Raw genomic sequence first — 24,917 nt, 5'->3', positions numbered from 1 at the left:
GGCAGTTCGGGAGAGTATGGTCGTGTCGACTTACCGGAGGCGAGCCTACGCGGGTTCCGCGGCGCCGCCTAGCCCGGTGCCGACAAAACTTCGGGTATGCTCTTGCGGGAGTCCGATACCCGAGACGGCCACAGACTCACCAGGAACGGCCACTACGGCACGAGACGGCATGTGATAGCCGCCACACATATGGACGACGTTTTTGCGTCATGACCGATGCATTGACTACCTTTGGAACATTTCCGGAGCGTTCCGCATGACACGACAAGGGGCAAGTATGACAGACGTGACCAAGAGGATGCGTGGTTGGGCACGCCGGCTGGCGGTCGGCGCAGTCGCGGCTGCAGCACTCCCGGGCCTGATCGGCATGACCGGCAGTGAGGCTACCGCATCGGCATTCTCGCGTCCCGGCCTGCCGGTCGAGTACCTCGAGGTGCCGTCGGCCGGTATGGGCCGCGACATCAAGGTCCAGTTCCAGAGCGGCGGCTCCGGCTCCCCCGGCCTGTACCTGCTCGACGGCATGCGCGCCCAGGACGACTACAACGGCTGGGACATCAACACGCCGGCGTTCGAGTGGTACTACCAGTCCGGCATCTCGGTCGTCATGCCCGTCGGCGGCCAGTCCAGCTTCTACAGCGACTGGTACAAGCCGGCCTGCGGCAAGGCGGGCTGCTCGACCTACAAGTGGGAAACCTTCATCACCAGCGAGCTGCCGGCGTTCCTCGCCTCGGAGTACGGCGTGAGCCGCAGCAGCAACGCGGCGGTCGGCCTGTCGATGGCCGGTTCGTCGGCGCTGACCCTGGCGATCTACCACCCGAACATGTTCACCTACGCGGGTTCGCTGTCGGGCTACATCAACCCCTCCGCCGGGCAGAGCTGGATCGGCCTGGCGATGGGTGACGCCGGCGGCTACAAGAAGGAAGACATGTGGGGTCCGGACAGTGACCCGGCATGGCAGCGCAACGACCCGACCGTCAACGTCGACAAGCTGGTCGCCAACAACACCCGGCTCTGGGTGTACTGCGGCAACGGCCACCCGAACGAGCTGGGCGGCGACAACATCCCCGCCACGTTCCTCGAGGGCAACTTCATGATCGGCCAGAACAAGAAGTTCCAGGAGCTCTACATCGCGGCCGGTGGCCACAACGCGGTGTTCAACTTCCCGGACTACGGCACGCACTCCTGGGAGTACTGGGGTCAGCAGCTGCAGGCGATGAAGCCTGACCTGCAGAGCCACCTGGGTGCCAGCGCCGGCGGCGGCGGCGAGGGCTGATCCTCTCCTGCGACGGCAGCACTGCGCCCCACCCGATCTCGGGTGGGGCGCAGTTTTTTTCGGCGCGCACCGGCGGCGCGTGCTTGGATCGAATCCATGCAGGGTTCGGCGACGGTCCACATGGCGGCTCCGGCACAGCGGATCTGGGAGCTGATCGCGGACGTCCGCAACATCGGGCGGTACTCACCGGAGACCTTCGAAGCCGAATGGCTCGACGGCGCCGACGGACCGGCGGTGGGGGCGCTGTTCCGCGGGCATGTGCGCCGCAACGGGATCGGCCCGGTGTATTGGACGACGTGCCGGGTCACCGAGTGCGACCCGGGCCGGGAGTTCGGCTTCGTGGTGCTGATCGGCGACCGGGCGGCGAACCATTGGCACTACCGGCTGCAGCCGGCCGCTGACGGAGCGGGAGGCACCGACGTGACCGAGTCGTTCCGGCTGGCCGACTCGGTGCTCACCACCGTCTACTACTGGCTGTTCGGCGGTTTCCTGCGGCAGCGCAGCAACATCCGCGACATGCGGCGCACCCTGGAGCGCATCCGGGCGGTGGCCGAATCCGGTTAGGCCCCGACTAGTCCAAGGCGTCCGGGTCGGCCAGCGGGATGACCAGGAACGACGGTTCCGCTCCCCCCTGCTGCACGTGATAGCTGCCCCCGGCCAGCGCCTGCCGGGCCGGCGCGGGCGGCACCAGGTGCGGGAAGTCGTAGGTGGTCACCGTCAGCCGCAGCCGGTGGCCGGGACCGATCACCGCGGCCGTCGGGAAGACCTCGATGTCGTAGCGGGTCAACTCCCCCGGTACGACGGGCTGCGCCGCGGCCCGGGTGCTGATGTGGTGGGGCCGCAGCACCGTCCCGTCCGGCAGGTACCAGGTGCGGTCCGGGTCCAGTGCCCGATGCGAGCCGAGCAGCGCTCCCTGCGTCAACGGACGGCTGACGCCCTCCGGGCTGACGTCGTCGAGGTGTGCCACCCAGAGCGTCTCGGTGGTGTTCGCGATCGCCTGCAGGCTCAGCGTGATTGGCCCGGCCACCAGCGTGGGTGACGTGAACCGCTCGGTGCTGTAGGACAGCGCAGATCCGCGCTGCAGCCGGGTGTTGTCCTGGTCGTAGCGGGTCGGACGGCCGACCTGTCCGGCGATGAAGCTGTTCATGCCCAGCGTCCACTGCTCCATGCTGCGGCCCGACACCGGCCCGCGGGCCCGGTAGGGCAGCGTCGCCAGACTCTGCCGTGCGGCGGGTTCGGACGTCAGCCGCCCCGACTCACCGAGGTAGAGCCGGGTGGGTGCCGCCGCGGCCAGCGGGTACCTGCCGGTGTGGAACCAGCGGTCACTGCCGATGGCCTGGAAGGTGAACGGCGGACCCGACATCGCCGCGGTCGACGCGTCCTTGAGCCAGCGGTCGAACCAGCGCAGCTGCACCTGCTGCATGTTCAGGCCGCCGAAGTCGGAGACGTGATACCACGGCCCCATCAGCAGCCGGATCCGGTCCGACAGCGGTTCTCCCGCCGGCATCGGGGCGTCGAGAGGCAGTCCGGCGCAGGCGTTCTGCAGCGCCACGTAGTTCAGCGGAGCGCCGCGCTGGAAGGCGTCGTGCCAGCCGCCCACCAGGAACACCGCGACCCCGTTGGCGGCGATGTCGCCCAGCACCAACTCCGGCCGCAGAGCATCCCAGAACGGGCCGTCGTAGGCGGTGTCGCCGCCGCTGCGCGCGTCGGAGACCAGCGGACCGAAGTAGTCGCGCTGGTCCCGGCCGCGCTGTCGGACCGCGGCGATCCCGCCGGCGCGGGGCCGCGGATGATCGCCCGGCGTGAGGAATTCCAGCGTCGGATTGATCACGTTGAGCATCGTGTACAGCGCGCCGTAGCCCTGCACGGTCGGCAGATGCGGTGCGCCGCCCATCGCGGCGGCGTCCCGGTAGAAGTCGTTGGCGGCCATCACCGGGAAGATCGCCTTCAGCGGCGAGTCCGCACCGACCGCGGCGGCGGTGAACAGCTGGTTGATCGCCAGGTAGGAGATGCCGAACATGCCGACTCGGCCGCTGGCGTTCGGCAGCGTCGACGCCCACCGGACCAGTTCCACCCCGTCGGAGGCCTGGTCGGGCCCGAACATCTCGAATGAGCCGCCGGACGCCCCGGTGCCGCGGACGTCGACCATCACCTCGATGTAGCCGCGTTTGATCAGGTACGGGGTGGGACCGCCGCCGATCTGGGCGGCCGGCGGCGGGGCCAGCTTGCCGTACGGCGTCATCGACAGCAGCACCGGGAACGGCCCGTCGGCGGGCAGCCCGGTCGACGGCACGGTCGGGTAATGGATGTCGGCGCGCAGTGTGACGCCGTCGGGCATCGGCACCGCGACGTTGCGCCGGACGCCGACCCCGTAGCTCGCCGGCCCCGGGGTCCAATCCGGGGTGAACGGCGACGGGCTGCCGCGCCGGGATCGCCGCACGGTGGCGATGCGTCCCGCCGCGGCCGCCGCAACCGCCGCGCCGGTGGCCGCCAGCGCCCATCGCGCTGTGCGCATCAGCGCCGGCCGCCGGCGCCGACGCCGGTCACGCCGGCGGGCGGGCGACGCACTGCGCCAGGTAGAGGGCCTCGCCGAGCTTGTCCATCAACTCCAGCTGGGTCTGCAGGTAGTCGATGTGCGATTCCTCGTCGACCAGGATGGTCTCCAGCAGTTTCGCGGTGGTGCTGTCCTGCTTCTCCCGGCACATGACGATGCCGGGCTTGAGCCGGTTGAGCACGTCGACCTCGATGGCGAGGTCGCTTTCGAACTGCTCGCGCAGCGTCTGACCGATCCGCAGCGACCCGATCCGCTGATAGTTCGGGAGTCCGTTGAGCAGCAGGATCCGGTCGGTGATCACTTCGGCGTGCCGCATCTCCTCGAAGGATTCCTCGCGGGTGTGCGACGCCAGTTCGGTGAAACCCCAGTTCGCCTGCATCTTCGAGTGCAGGAAGTACTGGTTGATGGCGGTGAGTTCGCTGGTCAGCTGCTCGTTGAGCAGGCGCAGAACATCGGGATCACCCTGCATGATCGCTCCTCGGTTGGTCAAGGTCGTACACGGCGGACTGCGATACAGGAACTGGGTGGCGGTGTGTCCCACCACACATATTTCAATCTAGTCCACGACGCGATGCGCGCACAGCATTTGACGACGGCGCACGTCGCGTCGCCTCGACCGTCAGCGGTGTTCGTCACACCCGGAGCCTCTGTCAGTACATCCTAACTTAGGTTAGACTCCACTAATACGAAAGTTGTTCGGCCGAGTGTCGTGGAACCGCAGTACTGAAGTGATTCGGTAGGAGTAGGCCGTGTACGTGTGTTTGTGTGTCGGGGCCACCAATCAGATGGTGTCCGACGCGGTTGCCGCTGGGGCGTCGACCTCGAAGGAGGTCGCCGCGATGTGCGGTGCCGGCGGCGACTGCGGCCGCTGCCGCTGCACGGTGCGGGGCATCATCGCCGACGCGCTCGCCTCGGCACCGTCGGGTCCGCTCGACCAATCCCTGCAGCATCTGGTGCTGCAGGTCACCGCGGTCAAGGCGAGTTGATCAGCGACCCCGGCGCTCGGTGAACTCGGCCAGCGCATCGGCGTTGGCCTGAGCACCCAGCAACTCGGCGAACAGGGCGTTCTCCCGCGCCCCGGCCGCGGCGATCTCACCCCGGATCGGTTCGATCATGGCCTGCTTGACCGCCATCAGACTTGAAACAGGGCGTGCGGCAAGCACTTCGGCGTGTCGCCGGGCCTCACCCAGCAGCGCGTCCGGTTCGCAGACTTTGAAGACCAACCCCATCCGCAGCGCCTCGTCGGCGTCCACCCATTCCGAGGACAGCAGCAACCAGGCGGCGTTCTGCCGCCCGATCAGTTGCGGCAGCAGGTACGACGACGCGGCCTCCGGTGCGACCCCGAGGCTGGTGAACGGGCACTTCAGCCGGGCGGTGGATGACATGAAAGCCAGGTCGGCGTAGCCGAGGATGGTCGTCCCGATGCCGAGGCCCACCCCGTTGACAGCGCAGATCAGCGGTTTGGGGAACCGGGCCAGTGCGTCGATCAAACCGGTGAAGCCGTGCTTTCCCGGAGCGAACGCCGGGTCGGTGATCCGGGCCTGCATCTCGGTGAGATCGGTTCCGGCGCTGAAGGCACGCCCGGCGCCGGTGAGCAGCACCACGGTCACCTGCGGGTCTTCGGCGGCGGCCAGCAGCGCCTCGGCGGTCGCGTCGTAGAGCGCCTCGTTGAAGGCGTTGAGCGCCTCCGGCCGGTTCAGGGTCAGCGTCCGCACCCGGCTGTCGTCGTCGATCTGCAGCAGCACGACGCCAGCGTATGCCAACGTTCCGGCGCACCCCGGCCGGTGCCGGACCACCGCGTCCGACACCTCCGGGCCGGCCCGATCCGCTCGCCATAAGACCAGGTAAACAGGGCACAAAAGGCATCGGAACGAGCGCGCCCGGACTAAACTCCGCTGCCATGAGACCGGCAGGATTCGAGAAGTCCGGCACGCCGGACAACCCGGGGGTGCCACGGCAGCGCATCCTTCATTCGCTGGTCCTGGCCACCGACTACCGCGTCGCCGACGCCGAGCGGATGTGGTCGTTGATCGTCGGCGGGCGTTCCCCGCTCACCGCCATCGGGGCCCACCACGCGGTGTTCTACGAGTCGATCCACGAGCCGGGGCGGGTGCTGGTGACACTGGGCATCCGCAATTCCGTTTCGGTCAAGGAGTTGCTGCGCTCCCCCGCACTGTTCGAATGGTTCGACCTGGCCGGCGTCAACGACGTCCCGGCGATCTTCGCCGGCGAGGTGCTGGAGAAGATCGACATGGTGCCGCGCGGCGCGGACCGATCCCCGACCGGGGTCATCGTCGGCGTGGTGTCCTCGGTCGACGACGTCTCCGATCTGATGGACAACGTGCACAGCAGACTCGACCGGTTCCGCACCGCCGGGGTGCGAAAGCTCTGGGTCTACAACGCATTCGACGACGAACGCGAAGTCATGACGCTGCTCGAACTCGACAGCCTGGCCGACGCGCAGCACTGGATCGACCGGCCCGACGCCGCCGCCGAATGGATGCCGACGGCTGGCGTCGGGGTGTATCCCAGCCCGTTCATCGGAAAGCTGGCGCACATCGCGGCGTTCGACGAGGCGCAGTAGGGCGACACCGTGTACGTCTGCCTGTGCAACGGAATCACCAGTCAGACCGTGCAGGCCGTCGTGGCCGAAGGCGCCCGCACCTCCAATCAGGTCGCCGCCGCCTGCGGAGCGGGCCGCGATTGCGCGCGCTGCCGGCGGACCGTGCAGGCGATCATCGCCGTGGAGTCGGTGACCGTGCGCGCCGCCGACACCCCGACACCGCTTGCTTAGATATCGGCATGACGGAACCGGAGCGCATCCACACCGACATCAGCGGCGGCTGGCTGCGGGCGGCGACGTTCGGTGCGATGGACGGCATGGTCAGCAACACCGCGCTGATCGCCGGGGTGGCCGCCAGCGCCAGCGCGGACACCGTCGCCGTCAGCGGCATCGCGGGCCTGCTGGCCGGCGCGTGCTCGATGGCGCTGGGTGAGTACACCTCGGTGACGACGGCCAATGAGCAGATCGACGCCGAGGTGGAGGTCGAGCGCCGGTCGCTGCGGGACCGTCCGGACGTCGAGCGGACCCAGTTGGTGGCGATGCTGATGCAGATCGGCGTGTCGGAGCCGACCGCGCAGCGCGCCTCCGAGGAGGTACACCGGGACGAGGACAGCGCGGTCAATCTGCACATGATGCTGGAGACCGGTATCGACCCCCGGGAGAAGCCGTCGCCGCGGGTGGCCGCGCTCTCCTCGTTCGTGATGTTCGCGATCGGCGCGGTCCTGCCGCTGCTCCCCTACCTGCTGGGCCGCGACTGCCTGTGGGCCGGGCTTGCCTGTGCCGCAGTCGGATTGGGGATCGCCGGGGCGCTGGCCGCCCGGTTCACCGGGAAGTCGGCGTGGCGGGCGGCGGGGCGGCAATTGGCGCTGGGGGCCGTCGCGGTCGCCGTCACCTACCACCTGGGCGGGCTGATCGCCGGGCTGATCTGACGTCGGCTCAACCGGTGACCAGCCGGACCTCCCGGTCGGCGCGGACCAACTCTCCGATGATCCCGGCAAGTCGCCGATAGGGTTCGTCGCGGCCGCTGCTGGTGCGGAACACCAGTCCGATCCGGCGGCTCGGGCAGGGTGCGGCGAAGTGCGCCAGGCCGAGTCGGCTCCGTTCGCTCTCCACCTCGACCGCGGTCTCCGGGATCAGCGTCACCCCCAGGCCACCGGTCACGCACTGCACGGCGGTCGCCAGCGACGCCGCCCGGGTGGTGGCCAACTCGGCGCGCACCCCCGCGTTGCGGCAGATGTCCAGGGCCTGGTCGCGCAGGCAGTGTCCTTCGTCGAGCAGCAGCAGCGGCAGATCCGCCAGGGCGGTCGGCGGCACCCGGCGAGCTCCGGTCAGCGGGTGGCCGGGCGGCAGCGCGAGCACGAAATCCTCGTCGTAGATCCCGATCTCGGTCACGCCGCCGGCGTCGGTGGGCAGCGCCAGCAGTGCCGCGTCCACGGCGCCCTCGCGCAGGCCGGCCAGCAGCCGCTCGGTCTGATCCTCGATGACCCGCAGCGTCAACTCCGGCAGTCGGTCGGCGAGCCCGGCCAGCACGGCGGGCAGCACGTACGGCGCGACCGTCGGGATCAGACCGAGCCGCATCGTGCCCTGCAGCGGGTCGGAGACGCCGGCGGCCGCAGCGGAGAACCGGGCCGCCGCGTCGAGCACGGCCTGGGCGTGCCCGAGCAACTGCTGCCCTTCGGCCGTCAGGAACACCCGCCGGGTGGACCGTTCGATCAACTGCACACCCAGACCGGCCTCCAGCGCCGACAGGGCCTGTGACAGCGTCGACTGGCTGACGCCGAGACCCGTTGCGGCCAGGCTGAAGTGGTGTTTCTCGCCGATCGCCACGAACGCCCGCAGACCGGCCAGCGTCGGTTGATAACTTCTATCGCCCATGCTTATTAATATAGTGGGAAGTATCACCTTTACCTAACGATCTTGATCGGGCACCATGGAGGACACCGACACCGAAATCTCTCAAGGAGTGACATGGCACTGCTGACCATCGGCGACCAGTTCCCGGCATACCGACTCACCGCGCTCGTCGCCGGCGACCTGTCGAAGGTCGACGCGCAGCAGCCCGACGACTACTTCACCACGGTCAGCAGCGACGACCACCCGGGCAAGTGGCGGGTGGTGTTCTTCTGGCCGAAGGACTTCACGTTCGTCTGCCCCACCGAGATCGCGGCGTTCGGCAAGCTCAACGAGGAGTTCGCCGACCGCGACACCCAGGTGCTCGGTGCGTCCATCGACAGCGAGTTCGTGCACTTCAACTGGCGGGCTCAGCACGAGGATCTCAAGACCCTGCCGTTCCCGATGCTCTCCGACATCAAGCGCGAACTGGCCGAGGCGACCGGGGTGCTCAACGCCGACGGCGTCGCCGACCGGGCCACGTTCATCGTCGACCCGAACAACGAGATCCAGTTCGTCTCGGTGACCGCGGGCTCGGTGGGCCGCAACGTCGACGAGGTGCTGCGGGTGCTCGACGCACTGCAGTCCGACGAACTGTGCGCCTGCAACTGGCGCAAGGGCGACCCGACGCTGAACGCCGGCGAGCTGCTCAAGGAAGCGGTCTAGGCCCGATGACCATCGAGAACCTCAAGGCCGCGATCCCGGAGTACGCCAAGGACCTCAAACTCAACCTCGGCTCGATCGCCCGGACCACCGCGCTGGGCGAGCAGCAACTGTGGGGCACCCTGCTGGCGTCGGCGGCGGCAACCCGCAACACCACGGTGCTGACCGAGATCGCCGCCGAGGCCGCGGACACCCTGTCCGCGGAGGCCTATCAGGCCGCGCTGGGGGCGGCGGCGATCATGGGCATGAACAACGTGTTCTACCGGGGTCGGCACTTCCTCGGCGGCGCCTACGACGACCTGCGCCCGGGGCTGCGGATGAACATCATCGGCAACCCCGGGGTGGACAAGGCCGACTTCGAGCTGTGGAGCTTCGCGGTCTCGGCGATCAACGGCTGCTCGGACTGCGTCGCCTCGCATGAGGCCGTGGTCCGGGAGGCCGGCGTCGGCCGGGAGGCGATCCTGGAGGCGCTGAAGGTCGCCGCGATCGTCGCGGGGGTGGCGCAGGCGATCACCACCGCGGCGCTGGTGCCAACGCCGTAGACTCCGGGGCTGTGGCACTCAGCGCTGCCGACCTCACCCATCTGAGCCGCTGCGTCCAACTCGCCGGGGAGGCACTCGAGGCCGGGGACGCGCCGTTCGGCTCGGTGCTGGTCGACGGCGACGGCCGGGTGCTCTACGAGGACCGCAATCGCACCGGCGGCGGCGACGCCACCCGGCATCCGGAGTTCGCCATCGCCCGGTGGGCCGCAACGAATCTGGCTCCGGTACGGCGGATCCGGGCGACCGTGTACACCTCGTGCGAGCACTGCGCGATGTGCGCGGCCGCCCACGCCTGGGTCGGCCTCGGCCGGATCGTCTACGCCACCTCGGCCGCGCAACTGCACGGATGGCTGGCCGAGGTGGGAGCACCGGCACCGCCGGTGGCACCGCTGCCGATCACCGTCGTCGCACCGAAGGCCGTGGCCGACGGCCCGATCCCGGAATTCGCCGACGAGTTGAAGGCCCTGTACCAGGCCCGCTATCGCAGTTGAGGTCAGCCGCGGCGGGCCAGCAGGTCCAACGTCGCCTGATCCTCCTCGCCGGCGCAGTAACGGTCCAGCAGCGCCCGGAAGTCACCGTTGTCGGCGGTGGAGTGCGCGAACAGCGTCATCGACGAGCGCACCTTGAGGTCGTCGGGCGGACCGAAGATCTCCGCGATCGACCGGCCGGTGATCCCGTTGACCAGACCCGTGCACTCGCGCAGGCGCGGCCCGAGCAGATCGTGGGCCAGGTACGCCCGGGCCTCCCCCAGCGACGAGATGCCGTACGCCACGGCCATCACGCTGCTGCCCAGCCCGGTCAACTGCGGGAAGATGAACCAGATCCAGTGCGTGCGTTTGCATCCGGCGCGCAGTTCAGCGGTGACGCTGCCATAGACGCGATCCTGGGCGTCGACGAAGCGCTGCAGGTCGAAGGGGTCCGCACTGCCGGGCATGACGCCACCGTGGCACAGTTGGCTGAGCAGACCGGAAGGAATCACGATGAGACGACGGATTCCCCGCATCAGCGAGATCACCCCACTGATCCGCTTCCGCGCACCGCGGTTGAATGCCACCGCGCGCCGACTGGAGACGGCGCTGACCGTCGAGGATCTGCGCCGGATCGCCCGGCGGCGCACCCCGAGGGCGGCGTTCGACTACACCGACGGGGCGGCCGAGGACGAGATCTCGATCGCCCGGGCGCGACAGGCCTTCCAAGACATCGAATTCCACCCGGCGATCCTGCGCGACGTGAGCACCGTCGACACCGGCCGCGAGGTGCTCGGCGGCCGTGTCGCGTGGCCGTTCGCGATCGCGCCGACCGGCTTCACCCGGTTGATGCAGACCGAGGGTGAGCTCGCCGGGGTGCGCGCCGCCGCAGCCGCCGGGATCCCGTTCTCGCTGTCCACCCTGGGCACCGCCGCCATCGAGGACGTCGCCGCGGCGGCGCCGAACGGCCGCAAGTGGTTTCAGCTGTACATGTGGCGGGATCGGGAGAAGTCGATGGCGCTGCTGGAGCGCGCCGCGGCCGCCGGTTTCGACACCGTGCTGGCCACGGTGGACTGCCCGGTCGGCGGGGCCAGGCTGCGCGACGCCCGTAACGGGATGGCGATCCCGCCGGCGCTGACGCTGCGCACCGTGCTCGACACCATCCCGCGGCCGGCGTGGTGGTTCAACCTGTTCACCACCGAACCGCTGGCATTCGCCTCGCTGGACCGACTGCCCGGCACCGTGGCGCAGTACATGGACACCATGTTCGACCCCAGCCTCACCTTCGACGACCTGGCCTGGGTCAAGGAGCACTGGCCGGGCAAGTTCGTCGTCAAGGGCATCCAGACCCTCGACGACGCCCGCGCGGTGGTCGACCTCGGCGCCGACGGAATCGTGCTGAGCAATCACGGCGGGCGGCAACTTGACCGCGCCCCGGTGCCGTTCCACCTGCTGCCGACGGTCGCCCGCGAACTCGGCGGCGACACCGAGATCCTGCTGGACACCGGCATCATGTCGGGCGCGGACATCGTCGCAGCGATCGCCCTGGGCGCCCGGTGCACGCTGATCGGGCGGGCCTACCTGTACGGGCTGATGGCCGGCGGCGAGGCGGGCGTGCGGCGGGTGATCGAGATCCTCACCGGTCAGATCGAGCGGACGATGCGGCTGCTCGGGGTCCGCGACCTGGCGGAACTGACGCCGCAGCACGTCACCCAGTTGCAGCGACTGACCCCGCGGGCTTGACGGGCCGGGCCTCAGAACGTACTGGTGCCGGTCAGATCGGCCGCGATCTTGTCCGCGATACGGACCGCCTCACCGGTGGCATGAGTCGAGCAGGCCTTGACGTCGACGACGAATTCCGCCACCGCGCTCAGCACCCGCTGACACGTGTAGCCGGGATCGTCCGCCAGCGCGTAGGTCTGGGTGATCTCCGGTGCGGCGCCGGTGACGTCACCGACCGTCCACCGGTACACGTTGTGGTCCGGGTAGGCCACCGCCACCGTCTTCCCGGCGCAGCGCGTCCACGTCTCCGCTGACTTCCGGACGAACGCGCCGGCCTGATCGGTGCCCGGGCTGAACGCCGCGGTGTCCTGGTCGACGAACGGGTTGCCGTCGACGCCGGCGCGCTGCAGGCCGCCCGGCCTCTCCAGCACCCCCCAGGTGACCCCGCCGGCCCCGCTGTCGGCGTAGGTGCGGTCCAGACCCGGATACAGCGAGGCCGCGCAGTCCGGTGGCGAGACGTCCACCAGCCGGTTCTGCTTCACGTCGTCGACCCCGCCCTGCACGGTCTGCATGCCGGTGGTGCCCATCGTCGCGTTGATCTCGGCGTCGCTGACCAGTGCCACCCGGGACCGACCCGGATCCGGGTGGTGCAGCACACCGGCGCCGACGACCGTGCCGGCCACCGTGACGACAGCGGTCGCGCCGACCAGCCACTTGACCGGCAGCCGACGCGTCCGCCGGACGGCGGGGCCGTCTGTCGCCGGAGCCTGCTCGGGTGGCCGGGGCGACGCCACGACGACCGGTTGCGGGCCGGTGAACGGTACGGTGAGCGGCCCGTCCGGCGGTGGGTCGAGGCCCGGTTCGTTGGCGGCGAGCAGTGTGTCGACATCGGTGCGGGTGCGCCAGGTGACGTCGGAACGGTCACGCAGCAGATACATCAGCCGGATGATGTCGCTGCGGGCGGACGGGTCACTGCGGTCCTCGTCGAGCCGGGCCCGCAGTTCGGACACCAGTGCCGCCTGATCGCCGTGGCTGAGTTCGGCACCGGCCAGGGTGTCGGCTAACCGCATCAGATACGCGAACGGCACCTCCGGCTCGGCGGGCAGCGGTGCGGGCAACGGATCCGCCCGGACCTGCTGATGGCGCAGCGCCGCGGCGAGTCGGCTGTCGGCCGCCGGTGACGGATTGCGGTAGTCGAGGATCTGGGTGGCGGCCAGCGGTGTCACCCGGACACTGTCGACCGGACCGATCTGCACTGGCAGGATCGGGCGGCGCAGCGCACGCGCATAACGCAACTCGGCCTGGCAGGGCTTGGACATCAGCGAGTTGTTGGACAGCGCGACGACGAAGACCTCGCACGCGCGGATGTTCGCCAGGATCGCGTGCCACCAGGCGTCACCGCCGCCGAGTTCCTCGTCCAGCCACACCCGGTGGCCGGCGTCTCGCAGGGCGTGCAGCAGGTTGTCGAGCCGTGGCCGGTCGTGGCTGGCGTAACTGACGAACAGCATCGGGGTCTCCAGGCTTGCGGGGTCGGGGAATTCAGCTGCCGACGGCCGTGGTGCGCCGCGACGTCCCCCGCACGTCGACGATCTGCAAACCGACCGCGGCGAGCATCTCGGGGATGGCCACCACGAACTGGCGATCCCAGTCGGCGACGTCGTCGGGCAGTTGCTCCCACGGCACCAGGTCCGGGTGCGTCTTGCGCTTGTCGTCCTTGGGTCCGAGTGTCCACCCGGCGGCTTCCTTCTCCCGCCACCACCGGTCGTGCTCCATCACCGTCAGACTGTGCAGCTCATCCGGATCGAAGGTGAATTCCTTTGCGCACCAGTCGCGTAACGGTGCGATCTCGCAGCCGACACTGCGCAGTTTGACGCCGACATGACGCGCCTGCGCGCGGCTGGCCACCCGGCCGGCCTCGTCCAGCCCCGACCAGGGCGGAGCGGACAGATCCGCAGCGGACTGCATCAACCGGTACCGGCGGTAGATCTCCTGGGCCACCGCTTCGAATGAGCCGCCTTCGATGAGTTCGACGGTGCAGGTCTCCTGCAGCGTCCGGAACACGTCCACGGTCATCGAACCGGGGGTCCGCTTGTCCGCCAGCAGATCACCGACCGCGTACGCGCGCGACACCGCGGCGACCAGCGGGGTGTGGGCGCTGAGCACCTGGCGTACGGCCAGCGCGGTCGCTACGGTGCGCTCGTCGCGGTCGGCGGTCACATAGATCTGCGAGATCGCCGGCAGGTCGGCCCGCTCGGCTGCCAGCCGGTCCAGGTCACGCACGGTCGCCCGGTAGCAGCGGAAATCGCACACCTGCTGGACGGTCGGATACCGGTCCAGCAGTGCAGCCACCCGCTCGTCGGGCCGGTCGTCGATCACGGTGACCAGCAACCGGATCGAGTCGTCGGTGCGTTCGTCGTGCCACTTGCGCGCGGCGTGGAAGATCAGTCCGGCGCCCAGTGAATCCGGATGCGCCACCACGATGTGCGGCGCGCCGCTGAAGTCGGCCGGGTGGTGTTCGAACAGCAGCCGCGCCCCGATCTCATCGGTGCTGAAGAAGTCCAGCGACGAGTCGTCGTCGCCGTGGTTGGCCTCGGCGATCCGCAGCAGCAGGCACAGCCCCGGATCGTCGACGCGGGCCAGGCAGCGCAGCACCGGCCGCTCGGACCCGCGGCCGGCCTGCGCCCGCCCCCGGGCGACGATCTCGGTGTTGACCACGCTGTCCGGGGTGACCGCCAGCAACCGGGCCGCCTTGCGGACCCCCGCGGCGTCGAGCGTCGACGCGAGCTGGGCGTCACCGACGATGACCGGGTACCCCCAGCCCCGGCACATTGCGATGTGCGGATTGTTCTCGTCGGCCTCGACCACGACCGCGCGGTAGCCCGCGTCATGCAACTGGCGGACGAATTCCAGGCCGACGTAGCCGAGCCCGCAGACCACGACGTGGCCGCGTTTGAGGGGAATCAGTAGCTGCTGCACCCGGTCCCAGAACAGCGACACCAGTGCGATCAGCGCCGCCCAGCCGGCGATCACCGGACCGACGAAACGGGCGATGTTCAGCGCGATGCCGACGTGACTCTCCGGTTGCGGCGCCGCGTGCAGGAAGAACAGTTTGACGCTGCCGTAGACCGCGTCGGTCAGCGAGTGCCCGCCCTCCTCGTAGGACAGATACCCCCAGCAGCCGATCACGAACGTCACCAGCGCCGCCGGTGCCAGCACCCAGTACCAGCGCGGATCGGTCAGCTTCGACAGCCACCTGTCGTCGGCGGCCGACAGCCGACTGCTCGATCGGTGCGGGTGCGAATGGCCCACCAGCTGTCCCTTCGTCCGGTGCCGGGCGCCGTGGCCAGCCGCCACCGAAGGGCAGCACTGCGACGGCGTCGTCGTCAACTTCGGATCAAGATAACCGAACGCCGACCGCGATTCCAGACGAAACTTGAATAAATCGGAACTTAGGTGTTTTCAGGTGGATTGCCGTGCAGTTGCCGCTAGCCGGGCTTGCGCACCTCGATCTGCCCGTCCGCCTCCCGGCACTGGAAGGTCGGCTGGCCGATGATCGCCGGACCCTGCAGCAGGCCGCCGTCGCGGATGTCGAACTTCGAGCCGTGGCAGAAGCAGGTCACGGTGTGGCCGTCGAGGGGGTCACTGCCGGCGCTGATCGGACAACCGCGGTGGGTGCAGGTGTCGTGGATCGCGTAGACCTGACCGCCCACCCGGCCCAGCAGCACCGGCGTGCCGCCCGCGTCGCCACCGTGCACCTTGCCCTCCGCCAGGTCGGCCGCGGGCAGCACCGGCGTCCAGTCCGTCGGCCCACCGGACTCGAAGGCGGTCTGGTTGACTCCGACCCCACGCACGAACGTCATGTGCCCACCGAGGTAACCGGCCGAACTGAGCACCCCGGCGCCGCTCAGCGAGAGCAGCGTCGCCTGCGCGCGGTTACCGCGCCGCCGGGCGCGCAGCGCCGCGCCGTACAGTGCCAGCGCGACCACATTCACCGTGGCATGCACCAGACCGATCCGGCGGGACTTCTCGTCGCCGTATTCGGTGTCGACCCAGTCGCTGGCGCCGCTGAGCGCAGCCGGCAGGAACGCCGCCATACCGACCGCGGTCAGCCGGTTGGCCGCCTTGGCACCGACGTTGGGTGCCAGCACGTCCAACGCGGTGGTGGACATGAACGACCCGATGACCAGTTCGGTCAGCGGTGGGTGCACCGGATGCCCCATCGGACTGCCGCTGATCAGATCCTTGAACTTGCCCGCCTTGGTCAGTCGGCCGAGCTTGCCGACCACGAATTTCGCGGGTTTGTCGAGGACGCTCGCCCCCTCCACCGTGTCGGTCAGTTTGCGGGCTGCGGCGTCGATCGGCATGGGCGGCACTCTCTTTCACAGTCGATTCGCCCACCATACCGCCGATTGCGTTATCGGTTGCCGCAGTGCGAGATTTCCCGCGGGCCCGACGCTAGACCAGCGCTGCGGTGCCGTCCTCGCGCACGTCGACGGCACCATCGGCGACGTCCTCGTGCACGGTTCGCCGCACCTGCTCCCCGTCGGTGATCTGCGCCCAGGTGCGGGCCCCGTCCGGGGTGCGCACCGCCAGGAACGCCTTCTCCGGCTGCCCGGACCGGTCGAACGCGGTGGTCCAGGACTCCACGGTCCCGCGCCCGGCCCACTGCTCAAGCGCCGGCCGGGTCGGCTGCCGGTCCACCTCGGATTGAACGTCTTCCCATCGGAATCCGTTCGGCGGCGGCTCGGTGCCGTACACCCCGAAGCTGTGCTTGGTCAGGAAGCCGCCGTTGGCGGTAATCAGCCCGCGCCGCCCCGGGTTGGCGGTCAGCAACTCGGCCAGGGTGGCGATGGAGTGCATGACGTAGTTGTTCCACGGCCCGCCGGCGAACGTCAGCCCACCGGTGATCGTCAGCGGCCGGCCCGGATCGTCAACGCGCAGGCCGAGTTCGGCCGCGGCCACCTGCACCGCCGACGGGAAGCACGAGTACAGGTCGACGTAGTCCAGGTCGTCGACGCCGACACCGGCCAGTTCCAGGGCACGCGCCCCGGCGATCCGGATGGCCGGTGAGCGGTCCAGTTCGGCGCGCTCGGCGACCGCGTAGCTGTCGTGGGCGTCGGTGCCGGCCTGCGGGTAGATCCAACGCTCCGCCGGCACACCCAGTTCGGTCGCCCGGCCGGTCGACGTCAGCACCAGCGCCGCCGCCTGGTCAACCATGTTGTTGGAGTTCAGCAGCTTGGTGTAGGGCCAGCTGATCATCCGGTTCGACGGGCTCTCCTGCCAGATCTGCGTCGCGTCGACCGGCTCCCGGATCCAGGCGTGCGGGTTGTCGACCGCGACCGCGCTGAACCGCTCCCACAGCGCGCCGATCCGGCGGCGATGCTCGTCGACCCCGTCACCGGCACTGATCCGCAGCGCCTGCTCGAACAGCGGATAGACATAGGACGGCCGGTCCAGGCCGACGCGCGCCTCGGCCGGGCCCACCATCGGCACGTCCGCGCCGATCGGCTCGGCCGGCGGCACCGACTCGTCCTGGGCGGTGAACGCCAGCCGCTCCCCCGCCGCCCGCAGCCGGGTTCGGGTCCGCCACATCTCCGCACCGGTCAGCAGAACGACGTCGGCCCGCCCCGCCGCGATGTCCAGGCAGGCCTGGTTGACCAGGGTCTGCGGCACGTTCCCGCCGACGCTGCTGTAGCCGCTGGCCGGTTCGCGGGCACCGATCCGGTCCGCCACCAGCAACCCCGGATTCCGGTAGAACACCGAGAACAGGTTGACGACCCGGATGACATCGACGGCGGCGAGCACCCGCTCGTCGGCGGCGCGTCGGGCCGCGGCGGCCATCAGGTCCACCGGCTCGAGGTGGTCGTCACCGGTGCCGTGGTGGTTGAGCTGGCCGTAGCCGATTAGCACCGGCGTTCTGGGATCTACGGGCATGCGCGCAACATTAACCACCGGACTCATGCGCAAACAGCACGCCGTCGGCGATCAACCGCTCGGTCTCGTCCGCATCCATCGCGAGCACACCGCGGCAGATCGCCCGGGTGTCCTGGCCGGGCAGCGGCGCCGGCCGACACGCTGCGGGCGCGATCGTACGGAACGGAGCCGGCCCCGTCTCGGCGGGCAGCGGGTGCTCGATCAGCGGGTGGGTCATCGCGGCGAACACCTTGCGGTGCACCAGTTGCGGGTCCTCGGCGATGTCCGGTGGCCGGTTCATCGGCGCGGCCGGCACCCCGGCGACCTGCAGCAGTTCGGCGACCCGGCCGGGCGGGCGGGTGCCGGTGAACTCCGCGAGCACCGCCCCCACCGCAGCCCGGTGGGCGCAGCGGGCCGCACCGGTGGCGAACCGCGCATCGTCGACGAGCTCCGGGCGGCCGAACAACGCTGCGACGCAACGCCAGTCGTCGTCGTCGCGGACGGAGACGACGCACCATTCGTCATCCCCGGCGCACGGGCAGAGCAGGTGCAGGGCGGTGTCGTCCTCGACGGCCGCACCGGCGGCCGCCGCCACGTATCGGGTGTCGAGCTGGTTGACGGCGGCCTCGGCCTGCGACACCTGCACATGCGATCCGGCGCCGGTCCGCCGACTGTGGATCAGTGCGGCCAGCGCGCCGATCGCCGTCACCCGGGCGACCACGTGGTCGGGGAAGACGGTCGTCGCGTCGTAGAACGGGTGCCGGCCGCCGGCCCGGTCGGTCTCCGGCGCAGTCCACAGCGCGGTGACCCCGGTGCTCGCCCGGACCAGCGGTCCGTAGCCCATCCGGTGACTCCACGGCCCGACCGCGCCGAACGCACTGCTCTCGGCCAGCACCAGCCGCGGGTTGACGTCGTGCAGCGCCTCGTAGGGAAAGCCAAGAGCGGCAAGCACTCCCGGTTTGAAGTTGGCGAAGACCGCGTCGGCCGCACCGACCAGCCGTTCGAACACCGCCCTACCGGCCGCGCTGCGCAGATCCAGCCCGAACCCCAGACTGTTGCGGTGCGTCCAGGCGAACGATTCGCTCATCGCCGCACCGGGCCGCGCTTGCCGCAGCCCGTCCGGGTAGTCCGCGCTCTCCACCTTGATGACCTCGGCGCCGAGGTCGGCGAAGAGCCGGGTGGCCTCGCCGCCGGCCACGATCACACCCAGGTCGACGATCCGCAGGCCCTCGAACGGGCGGGCGTCGACCGCCGCCGAAACGGCCGGCGCCGCAGCAGGATCCGAGCGCCACGACCCGGCGTCACCAGCGGCCGGTGCGGGCGTGCGAAACCCCGCCCGAACACCGTCGACCACGTAGTAGCCCAGCGGCGCCGTCGCCCGCACCTGCGGCGTCAGGTCGACCTCGGCGACCGCGCCGGCCGCCGCGAAGTGCTCACCGCGCAGCGCCTGCGCCGGCGCGAGCACCTCGGCGATCGGCACCCCGTGGGCCTGCCCGGCCGTCACCAGTTCGGCCCTGGTGTGCCGGGCGAACAACTCCCCGATCAGCACGCTGAGCTGCGGCCAGACCGCGAACCGCTCCCCGATCACGTCGTATTTGTCGTCCTGGAACGCCGGCGGCTCACCCAGCCAGCGGCGCAGGCCGCGCCACTGCCGCGGCGCCATCACGCAGAGCCGGACGTAGCCGTCCCGGCACGGGTAGATCGGGTAGGCGTCCTGGTTCCGCGGCCGTCCCCGCCACCGGGTCGGTCCGCGACGGGCCGCCGCGACCTGGCCCTGCGCGCCGAACACCGGGTCGAGCACCATCGCCACGGCGTCGAACCGGGCGAAGTCGATGTAATCGCCGGAGCCGCAGCGCAGTCGGTGGTGGTAGGCGACCAGCACCGCCCAGACGGCCTGCACCGCGGCGGTCGCCGACGCGATCCCGTCCGGCGGCAGCACCGGAACCCCGGTGGCCGGCCCGGACCGCGACAGCGCACCCGACAGTCCGTAGAGCACCGCGTCGGTGGCCCGCCACGCCGCCCGCGGGCCGGTCATGCCGAAATCGGTGACCGACATCGTCACCAGCTGACCGAACCGGTCGGCCAGCGCCGCGCAGGACGTCCCGTAGTCGGCGGCGCGGCCCGGCCGGCCGCTGTCCACCACGATGTCGGCGGCACCGGCCAGGTCGACCAGCCGGCTCCGGTCGGCGTCGTCCGCGGGGTCCAGCACGATGCTGCGCTTGTTCGCGTTGTGCAGGGCGAACCCGATGCTCGCGCCGGCCAGGGCGGGCCGTTGGCGGCGGGCCGGGCTGCCGCCGGGCGGCTCCACCTTGAGCACGTCGGCGCCCAGGTCGGCGAGCAGCCGGGTGACGGCGTCGGCTTCCGCACCGGCGAGATCCAGGACGCGCACCGATTCCAGCAGCACACCGCCAGGGTAATTAACCCTTGTCCGGGCGCGGGTTCGACACGGAGAATCGTCAGGATGAGCGCACCGGTGGCGCGACGGGAACCGCAGGACGACGAACTCGCCCTGATCGACGCGTACTGGCGTGCCGCCAACTACCTGTCGGTCGGTCAGATCTATCTGCTGGACAACCCGCTGCTCGCCGAGCCGCTGGCCCCGGAGCACGTCAAGCCGCGGCTGCTCGGGCACTGGGGCACCACGCCCGGACTGAACCTGCTCTACGCGCACCTGAATCGGATCATCCGGGATCGAGACGCCGACATCATCTACGTCACCGGCCCCGGGCACGGCGGCCCCGCGCTGGTGGCCAACGCCTACCTGGAGGGCACCTACAGCGAGGTGTACACCGGCATCGGGCAGAACACCGAGGGCCTGCGGAAGCTGTTCCGGCAGTTCTCGTTTCCCGGCGGGATTCCCAGTCACGTCGCCGCCGAGACGCCCGGGTCGATCCACGAGGGCGGCGAGCTCGGCTACGCACTGGTGCACGCCTATGGTGCGGCGTTCGACAACCCGGATCTGGTGGTGGCCTGCGTCGTCGGCGACGGCGAGGCCGAAACCGGGCCGCTGGCCGCCAGCTGGCACTCGAACAAGTTCCTGAACCCGGCCGTGGACGGCGCAGTACTTCCGGTCCTGCACCTCAACGGTTACAAGATCGCCAATCCGACTGTGCTGGCGCGGATCCCGCACTCGGAACTGGAATCGCTGATGCGCGGCTACGGGTACCGGCCGATCACCGTCGCCGGCGACGACCCCGCCGATGTGCACCGGCAGCTGGCGGCCGCGCTCGACGACGCGTTCGACGACATCGCCGCCATCCAGCGGTCCGCGCGCGACGGTGCGAAGACCGCGACACCGGAACGGCCGGTGTGGCCGATGATCCTGCTGCGCACCCCCAAGGGGTGGACGGGGCCGCGGGTGGTCGACGGTGTGCAGGTGGAAGGCACCTGGCGGGCGCACCAGGTGCCGCTGGCCGCGACCCGCGACAACCCCGCGCATCGGGCGCAACTGGCCGACTGGCTGCGCAGCTACCGCCCGGACGAGTTGTTCGACGCGGCCGGGCGGCTGCGACCGGAACTGGCCGCCCTGGCGCCACGCGGCGAACGCCGGATGAGCGCCAACCCGCACGCCAACGGCGGCCTGCTGCTGCGTGAGCTGGACCTGCCGGACTTCCGCGACTACGCGGTGCCGGTGACGCGGCCCGCCACCGAGTTCCACCAGGCGACGCGGGTGCTCGGCGAGTTCCTGCGGGATGTGATCACCCGCAACGGCGACCGGTTCCGGCTGATGGGTCCCGATGAGACCGCGTCCAACCGGCTGGGCGCGGTGTTCGAGTCGACCGACCGGGTGTGGCTGTCCGACGTCGAACCCGCCGACGACCACCTGGCCGCCGACGGGCGGGTGCTCGAGGTGCTCTCCGAGCATCTCTGCCAGGGCTGGCTGGAGGGTTATCTGCTGACCGGCCGGCACGGGCTGTTCAACTGCTACGAGGCGTTCGTGCACATCGTCGACTCGATGTTCAACCAGCACGCGAAATGGCTTGCGGTGAGCCGGGAACTGCCGTGGCGGCGACCGATCGCCTCGCTGAACTACCTGCTCACCTCCCACGTCTGGCGGCAGGACCACAACGGGGCGTCGCACCAGGATCCCGGGTTCGTGGATCTGGTGGCCAACAAGCGGCCCGAGGTGGTGCGGGTGTATTTCCCGCCGGACGGCAACACGCTGCTGTCGGTGGCCGACCACTGCCTGCGCAGCCGCGACTACGTCAACGTGATCGTCGCCGGCAAGCAGCCCGCGCTGGCATATCTGACGATGGCCGAGGCCGTCGCGCACTGCACCCGCGGCCTGGGCGTCTGGGACTGGGCGGGCACCGCCACCGGCGAACCGGACGTGGTGCTGGCCTGCGCCGGGGACATCCCCACCAGCGAGACGCTGGCCGCCGCCGACATCCTGCGCCGGGAGCTGCCCGACCTGGCGGTGCGGGTGGTCAACGTCGTCGACATCATGCGACTGCAACCGGACACCGAACATCCGCACGGTCTGTCCGACCGGGAGTTCGACTCGCTGTTCACCCGGGACCGGCCGGTGCTGTTCGCCTACCACGGCTACCCGTGGCTGATCCACCGGTTGACCTACCGCCGGACCAATCACGCCCAGATACATGTGCGCGGCTATCGCGAGCGGGGCACCACCACGACACCGTTCGACATGGTGATGCTCAACGACCTCGACCGGTTCCACCTGGTGATCGACGTCGTCGACCGGGTGCCGAGCCTGGGTGAGCGCTGCGCTGGACTGCGTCAGCGGATGGTCGACGCCCGGCTGGCCGCCCGGCGCTACACCCGGGAGCACGGCGAGGACGATCCGGCGATCGCCGGCTGGACCCGCGACGGCAGCGGGCCGAACCAGCACGGCCGGTGACGGTGCCGGGATACAGTGACGCCCATGACCGGTCAACCGTCATCCCGCAGGGCGCTGCTGCTGGGCACCGTGGTCGCGGCGGCAGCCGTCACGGTCGTCCCGGTCGCCGGCGCCGAACCCTACCCGCCGCACCGGATCGCCATCCGGTACGACCTGTCCGGCGCCGGGGTCGCGACCTACGTCACCTACCAGACCAACTACGGGCAGCAGCACGCCACCAACGTCACACTGCCCTGGTCGGTGCAGATCAGCGGCTACGGCGCCAGCCAGGAGCACGCCATCCCCTATTCGCTGAGCGCGCAGGGGCCCGGTTCGCTGACCTGCCGGATCTCGGTGGACGGCAAGGTGATCAGCGAGAGCACTGCGGCCGGCACCCCGGCGCGGGTGCTGTGCTCCCCGGTCAGCGCGCCCCGCACCTCGACACCGAGCACGCCGTAGCCCGCGCGGGTAGACTGCGCGGTCGATGCCTGCTTCCGAGTGCGCGGCGGCCGGGCTGCCCGACTCCCTCGTGCCGCAGCTGTCCGCGCTGAACCATTTCCGTGTCTACACCGACGTCGCCGTCGTCGTGGTGGTGCTGGCGCTGGCCAACCTGATCGCGCACTTCACCACGCCCCGGGCGAGCATCATCACGGTCCCGCTCGCGGCCGTCGGCCTGGTGGCGCTGGTCCGCTGCAACGGTTTGACCTGGGCCGAACTCGGTCTGGGCCGGGCGCACTGGAAGGCGGGGGTGGGTTACGCGGCGGCGGCGGTGCTGGCCGTGGTGGCGGTGATCGCGATCGGCGCGGCGCTGCCCTGGACCCGGCCGATGTTCCTCAACAACCACTACGCAACCGTCTCCGGCGCCCTGGTCGCGTCGATGCTGATCATCCCGCTGCAGACGGTGATCCCCGAGGAACTGGCGTTTCGGGGCGCCCTGCACGGCGCGCTGCACCGCGCCTGGGGGTTCCGGGGCGTCGCCGCGGCCGGGTCCCTGCTGTTCGGCCTGTGGCATGTCGCGACATCGCTGGGGTTGACCGGCAGCAACGTCGGTTTCACCCGGCTGTTCGGCGGCGGTGTGCCCGGCATGCTCATCGGTGTGCTGCTGGCCGTGCTCGCCACCGGGGCGGCCGGTTTCGTGTTCAGCTGGCTGCGTCGGCGCAGCGGCAGCCTGATCGCCCCGATCGCACTGCATTGGTCACTGAACGGGGTGGGCGCGCTGGCCGCGGCCCTGGTCTGGCACCTGGGGGCCTGATCAGGCGGTTCAGCGAGGCTCGACGCAGGAGAGCCGAAGCTGGGACCGCCGCATAGACCCGGCGGTTCAGCGAGGCTCGACGGAGGAGAGCCGAAGCTGGGACCGCCGAATAGACCCCGCGGTTCAGCGAGGCTCGACGGAGGAGAGCCGAAACTGGGACCGCCGCATAGATCCGGGCTCACACCAGCAGCACCGCCGCGCCGGCGATCCGGCCGGCCGCCAGATCGGCCAGGGCGCGGTCGGCTTCGCCCAGCGAGTACTCCGGTGTGGTGACGTTGATGTGGTGCCGGCCGGCGAAGTCCAGAAACGCCCGGGCATCGGCGCGGGTGTTCGACGTGACCGACCGGATCCGGCGCTCCTGGAACAGGTGCCGCTGGTAGTTCAGGACCGGGATGTCGGTGAGGTGGATGCCGGCGATCGCCAGCGTGCCGCCCCGATCCAGCGCCTCGCACGCCGGTGGCACCAGTTCACCGACCGGGGCGAACAGGATCGCCGAGTCCAGCGGCACCGGCGGCGGATCGGCTGCGCCCTGCACCGACGCCGCGCCCAGATCCAGTGCCAGTTCCCGGGCCCGCGGGTCACGGGTCATCACGTGCACCTCCGCGCCCTGCGCGATCGCGACCTGCGCGGTGATGTGCGCGCTGCCGCCGAATCCATACAGCCCGAGCCGGCCACCCGCCGGCAGGTCGGCGCAGCGCAGCGACCGGTATCCGATGATGCCGGCGCACAGCAGCGGCGCCAGTTCGCTGTCGCTGTAGCCGACCGGCAGATGATGGGCGAACGCGGCCGGCACGGTGGCGAACTCGGCGTAACCGCCGTCGTCGTCCCAGCCGGTGTACCGGGAATTCGGGCAGAGGTTCTCGTCGCCGCGGCGGCAGTACCGGCAGGATCCGCAGGTCTGCCGCAACCAGGCGATCCCGACCCGGTCGCCCACCGCGAACTCGGTGCCGGCGTCTGCGCCGACTTCGACCACCTCACCGACCACCTCGTGGCCGGGGGTGACCTCGCTGCGGTGCACCGGCAGGTCGCCTTCGGTGACGTGCAGGTCGGTGCGGCACACCCCGCAGGCGTGCACGGCGACCAGCAGTTCGGACGGTTGCGGCTGCGGCACCGCGGTGCTGACCCGGCGCAGCGGCCCGTCACGCATCGGTCCGGGGCGATGCACCCGCCAGGCGCTCATCGTGGCGTCCGGCACCCAGTACGGCACGGCCATGCCATCCATGGTGCGCGCTGACCCC

The 24,917-nt window shown here is 70.3% G+C and carries 23 protein-coding genes and 1 pseudogene; 13 read left to right on the top strand and 11 right to left on the bottom strand.

All coding sequences use genetic code 11. The features are described 5' to 3' along the window. Positions 1–277: 277 nt before the first annotated feature. Both KIH27_RS03920 and KIH27_RS03915 read left to right on the top strand, forming a co-directional pair. Positions 278–1,273, top strand: a complete 996-nt coding sequence (locus KIH27_RS03920; protein WP_214091610.1) for an esterase family protein — start codon at positions 278–280, stop codon at positions 1,271–1,273. A 35-nt stretch (positions 1,274–1,308) separates the two neighbouring features. Continuing rightward, positions 1,309–1,837 (top strand): annotated as a pseudogene (locus KIH27_RS03915) (SRPBCC family protein). A gap of 7 nt (positions 1,838–1,844) precedes the next feature. Here the strand turns inward: KIH27_RS03915 and KIH27_RS03910 are convergent. After that, positions 1,845–3,611, bottom strand: a complete 1,767-nt coding sequence (locus tag KIH27_RS03910; RefSeq protein ID WP_250149548.1) for a CocE/NonD family hydrolase — start codon at positions 3,609–3,611, stop codon at positions 1,845–1,847. A gap of 205 nt (positions 3,612–3,816) precedes the next feature. Next, the gene (gene bfr, locus KIH27_RS03905; protein ID WP_214091607.1) at positions 3,817–4,296 is read right to left on the bottom strand and encodes a bacterioferritin; all 480 of its coding nucleotides are present in this window, start codon (positions 4,294–4,296) and stop codon (positions 3,817–3,819) included. A gap of 280 nt (positions 4,297–4,576) precedes the next feature. Between bfr and KIH27_RS03900 the strand changes: the two genes are divergently transcribed. Beyond that, positions 4,577–4,813: a (2Fe-2S)-binding protein gene (locus KIH27_RS03900; protein ID WP_214091606.1), complete on the top strand. Its 237-nt coding sequence runs from the start codon at positions 4,577–4,579 to the stop codon at positions 4,811–4,813. Here the strand turns inward: KIH27_RS03900 and KIH27_RS03895 are convergent, their stop codons facing one another. Beyond that, the gene (locus tag KIH27_RS03895; protein WP_214091605.1) at positions 4,814–5,572 is read right to left on the bottom strand and encodes an enoyl-CoA hydratase/isomerase family protein; all 759 of its coding nucleotides are present in this window, start codon (positions 5,570–5,572) and stop codon (positions 4,814–4,816) included. 155 nt (positions 5,573–5,727) lie between these two features. Here KIH27_RS03895 and KIH27_RS03890 point away from each other — a divergent pair, with 155 nt between their 5' ends. From KIH27_RS03890 to KIH27_RS03880, 3 genes are read left to right on the top strand one after another with little or no spacing between them, the layout of a single operon-like run. Beyond that, entirely contained in the window at positions 5,728–6,411 is a 684-nt protein-coding gene (locus KIH27_RS03890; protein ID WP_250149510.1) for a fatty-acid--CoA ligase, read from the top strand. A 9-nt stretch (positions 6,412–6,420) separates the two neighbouring features. Continuing rightward, positions 6,421–6,621, top strand: coding sequence for a (2Fe-2S)-binding protein (locus KIH27_RS03885; protein ID WP_214091604.1), 201 nt, complete (start codon positions 6,421–6,423; stop codon positions 6,619–6,621). Positions 6,622–6,629: 8 nt separating this feature from the next. Further along, the gene (locus tag KIH27_RS03880; protein WP_214091603.1) at positions 6,630–7,319 is read left to right on the top strand and encodes a VIT1/CCC1 transporter family protein; all 690 of its coding nucleotides are present in this window, start codon (positions 6,630–6,632) and stop codon (positions 7,317–7,319) included. Positions 7,320–7,326: 7 nt separating this feature from the next. Here KIH27_RS03880 and KIH27_RS03875 read toward each other — a convergent pair whose 3' ends face one another. Next, complete coding sequence (locus KIH27_RS03875; protein WP_214091602.1) at positions 7,327–8,265, bottom strand: hydrogen peroxide-inducible genes activator; 939 nt, start codon at positions 8,263–8,265, stop codon at positions 7,327–7,329. A gap of 93 nt (positions 8,266–8,358) precedes the next feature. Here KIH27_RS03875 and KIH27_RS03870 point away from each other — a divergent pair, with 93 nt between their 5' ends. Genes KIH27_RS03870 through KIH27_RS03860 form a run of 3 tightly spaced genes read left to right on the top strand, consistent with a single transcriptional unit; the run spans position 8,359 to position 9,976 of the window. Further along, positions 8,359–8,946: a peroxiredoxin gene (locus KIH27_RS03870; protein ID WP_214091601.1), complete on the top strand. Its 588-nt coding sequence runs from the start codon at positions 8,359–8,361 to the stop codon at positions 8,944–8,946. A gap of 5 nt (positions 8,947–8,951) precedes the next feature. Continuing rightward, entirely contained in the window at positions 8,952–9,485 is a 534-nt protein-coding gene (gene ahpD, locus KIH27_RS03865; RefSeq protein ID WP_214091600.1) for an alkylhydroperoxidase, AhpD family, read from the top strand. Positions 9,486–9,496: 11 nt separating this feature from the next. Beyond that, positions 9,497–9,976, top strand: coding sequence for a deaminase (locus KIH27_RS03860; RefSeq protein ID WP_214091599.1), 480 nt, complete (start codon positions 9,497–9,499; stop codon positions 9,974–9,976). Between the two features lie 2 nt (positions 9,977–9,978). Here the strand turns inward: KIH27_RS03860 and KIH27_RS03855 are convergent, their stop codons facing one another. Continuing rightward, the gene (locus tag KIH27_RS03855) at positions 9,979–10,419 is read right to left on the bottom strand and encodes a DUF1810 domain-containing protein (RefSeq protein WP_214091598.1); all 441 of its coding nucleotides are present in this window, start codon (positions 10,417–10,419) and stop codon (positions 9,979–9,981) included. A 46-nt stretch (positions 10,420–10,465) separates the two neighbouring features. Here KIH27_RS03855 and KIH27_RS03850 point away from each other — a divergent pair, with 46 nt between their 5' ends. After that, the gene (locus tag KIH27_RS03850) at positions 10,466–11,695 is read left to right on the top strand and encodes an alpha-hydroxy acid oxidase (protein WP_284144677.1); all 1,230 of its coding nucleotides are present in this window, start codon (positions 10,466–10,468) and stop codon (positions 11,693–11,695) included. A gap of 11 nt (positions 11,696–11,706) precedes the next feature. On the opposite strand, the gene KIH27_RS03845 is transcribed toward KIH27_RS03850, so the two are convergent. The 5 genes from KIH27_RS03845 to KIH27_RS03825 form a co-directional block, all read right to left on the bottom strand. Beyond that, the gene (locus tag KIH27_RS03845) at positions 11,707–13,182 is read right to left on the bottom strand and encodes a sensor domain-containing protein (RefSeq protein ID WP_214091597.1); all 1,476 of its coding nucleotides are present in this window, start codon (positions 13,180–13,182) and stop codon (positions 11,707–11,709) included. Positions 13,183–13,213: 31 nt separating this feature from the next. After that, positions 13,214–14,983 carry an NAD-binding protein gene (locus KIH27_RS03840; protein WP_307856775.1) on the bottom strand — a complete coding sequence of 590 codons (1,770 nt, stop codon included), beginning with the start codon at positions 14,981–14,983 and terminating at the stop codon, positions 13,214–13,216. 176 nt (positions 14,984–15,159) lie between these two features. After that, on the bottom strand, positions 15,160–16,038 hold the full coding sequence (locus tag KIH27_RS03835; protein ID WP_214091596.1) for a Rieske (2Fe-2S) protein: 879 nt from the start codon (positions 16,036–16,038) through the stop codon (positions 15,160–15,162). A gap of 91 nt (positions 16,039–16,129) precedes the next feature. Further along, positions 16,130–17,608 (bottom strand): acetyl-CoA acetyltransferase, encoded by a 1,479-nt coding sequence (locus tag KIH27_RS03830; protein WP_214091595.1) that lies wholly within the window; start codon positions 17,606–17,608, stop codon positions 16,130–16,132. Positions 17,609–17,618: 10 nt separating this feature from the next. Next, positions 17,619–19,991, bottom strand: a complete 2,373-nt coding sequence (locus KIH27_RS03825; RefSeq protein ID WP_214091594.1) for a CaiB/BaiF CoA transferase family protein — start codon at positions 19,989–19,991, stop codon at positions 17,619–17,621. A gap of 57 nt (positions 19,992–20,048) precedes the next feature. On the opposite strand from KIH27_RS03825, the gene KIH27_RS03820 reads away from it, so the two are divergent. Genes KIH27_RS03820 through KIH27_RS03810 form a run of 3 tightly spaced genes read left to right on the top strand, consistent with a single transcriptional unit; the run spans position 20,049 to position 23,679 of the window. Beyond that, positions 20,049–22,448 (top strand): phosphoketolase family protein, encoded by a 2,400-nt coding sequence (locus tag KIH27_RS03820; protein ID WP_214091593.1) that lies wholly within the window; start codon positions 20,049–20,051, stop codon positions 22,446–22,448. A 24-nt stretch (positions 22,449–22,472) separates the two neighbouring features. Then, positions 22,473–22,886, top strand: coding sequence for an MmpS family transport accessory protein (locus KIH27_RS03815; RefSeq protein WP_214091592.1), 414 nt, complete (start codon positions 22,473–22,475; stop codon positions 22,884–22,886). Between the two features lie 25 nt (positions 22,887–22,911). Continuing rightward, entirely contained in the window at positions 22,912–23,679 is a 768-nt protein-coding gene (locus KIH27_RS03810) for a CPBP family intramembrane glutamic endopeptidase (RefSeq protein WP_214091591.1), read from the top strand. Positions 23,680–23,857: 178 nt separating this feature from the next. Here KIH27_RS03810 and KIH27_RS03805 read toward each other — a convergent pair whose 3' ends face one another. Continuing rightward, positions 23,858–24,892, bottom strand: a complete 1,035-nt coding sequence (locus KIH27_RS03805) for a zinc-binding alcohol dehydrogenase family protein (protein WP_214091590.1) — start codon at positions 24,890–24,892, stop codon at positions 23,858–23,860. Between the last annotated feature and the right edge of the window lie 25 nt (positions 24,893–24,917).

The sequence above is a fragment of the Mycolicibacter acidiphilus genome (genome assembly GCF_018455725.1).
Taxonomy (GTDB): Bacteria; Actinomycetota; Actinomycetes; order Mycobacteriales; family Mycobacteriaceae; genus Mycobacterium; species Mycobacterium acidiphilum.
Note: the sequence above shows the minus strand (reverse complement) of the source record. Positions and strands in the feature narration are given on the sequence as shown.

Excerpts from the sequence above, each read along its gene's own strand:
- KIH27_RS03820 (WP_214091593.1), top strand. The coding sequence starts at position 20,049 with ATGAGCGCACCGGTGGCGCGACGGGAACCGCAGGACGACGAACTCGCC.
- bfr (WP_214091607.1), bottom strand. The coding sequence starts at position 4,296 with ATGCAGGGTGATCCCGATGTTCTGCGCCTGCTCAACGAGCAGCTGACC.
- KIH27_RS03815 (WP_214091592.1), top strand. The coding sequence starts at position 22,473 with ATGACCGGTCAACCGTCATCCCGCAGGGCGCTGCTGCTGGGCACCGTG.
- KIH27_RS03845 (WP_214091597.1), bottom strand. The coding sequence starts at position 13,182 with ATGCTGTTCGTCAGTTACGCCAGCCACGACCGGCCACGGCTCGACAAC.
- KIH27_RS03805 (WP_214091590.1), bottom strand. The coding sequence starts at position 24,892 with ATGGCCGTGCCGTACTGGGTGCCGGACGCCACGATGAGCGCCTGGCGG.
- KIH27_RS03855 (WP_214091598.1), bottom strand. The coding sequence starts at position 10,419 with ATGCCCGGCAGTGCGGACCCCTTCGACCTGCAGCGCTTCGTCGACGCC.
- KIH27_RS03875 (WP_214091602.1), bottom strand. The coding sequence starts at position 8,265 with ATGGGCGATAGAAGTTATCAACCGACGCTGGCCGGTCTGCGGGCGTTC.
- KIH27_RS03880 (WP_214091603.1), top strand. The coding sequence starts at position 6,630 with ATGACGGAACCGGAGCGCATCCACACCGACATCAGCGGCGGCTGGCTG.
- KIH27_RS03850 (WP_284144677.1), top strand. The coding sequence starts at position 10,466 with ATGAGACGACGGATTCCCCGCATCAGCGAGATCACCCCACTGATCCGC.
- KIH27_RS03890 (WP_250149510.1), top strand. The coding sequence starts at position 5,728 with ATGAGACCGGCAGGATTCGAGAAGTCCGGCACGCCGGACAACCCGGGG.
- KIH27_RS03920 (WP_214091610.1), top strand. The coding sequence starts at position 278 with ATGACAGACGTGACCAAGAGGATGCGTGGTTGGGCACGCCGGCTGGCG.
- KIH27_RS03870 (WP_214091601.1), top strand. The coding sequence starts at position 8,359 with ATGGCACTGCTGACCATCGGCGACCAGTTCCCGGCATACCGACTCACC.
- KIH27_RS03910 (WP_250149548.1), bottom strand. The coding sequence starts at position 3,611 with ATGCCCGACGGCGTCACACTGCGCGCCGACATCCATTACCCGACCGTG.
- ahpD (WP_214091600.1), top strand. The coding sequence starts at position 8,952 with ATGACCATCGAGAACCTCAAGGCCGCGATCCCGGAGTACGCCAAGGAC.
- KIH27_RS03830 (WP_214091595.1), bottom strand. The coding sequence starts at position 17,608 with ATGCCCGTAGATCCCAGAACGCCGGTGCTAATCGGCTACGGCCAGCTC.
- KIH27_RS03835 (WP_214091596.1), bottom strand. The coding sequence starts at position 16,038 with ATGCCGATCGACGCCGCAGCCCGCAAACTGACCGACACGGTGGAGGGG.
- KIH27_RS03810 (WP_214091591.1), top strand. The coding sequence starts at position 22,912 with ATGCCTGCTTCCGAGTGCGCGGCGGCCGGGCTGCCCGACTCCCTCGTG.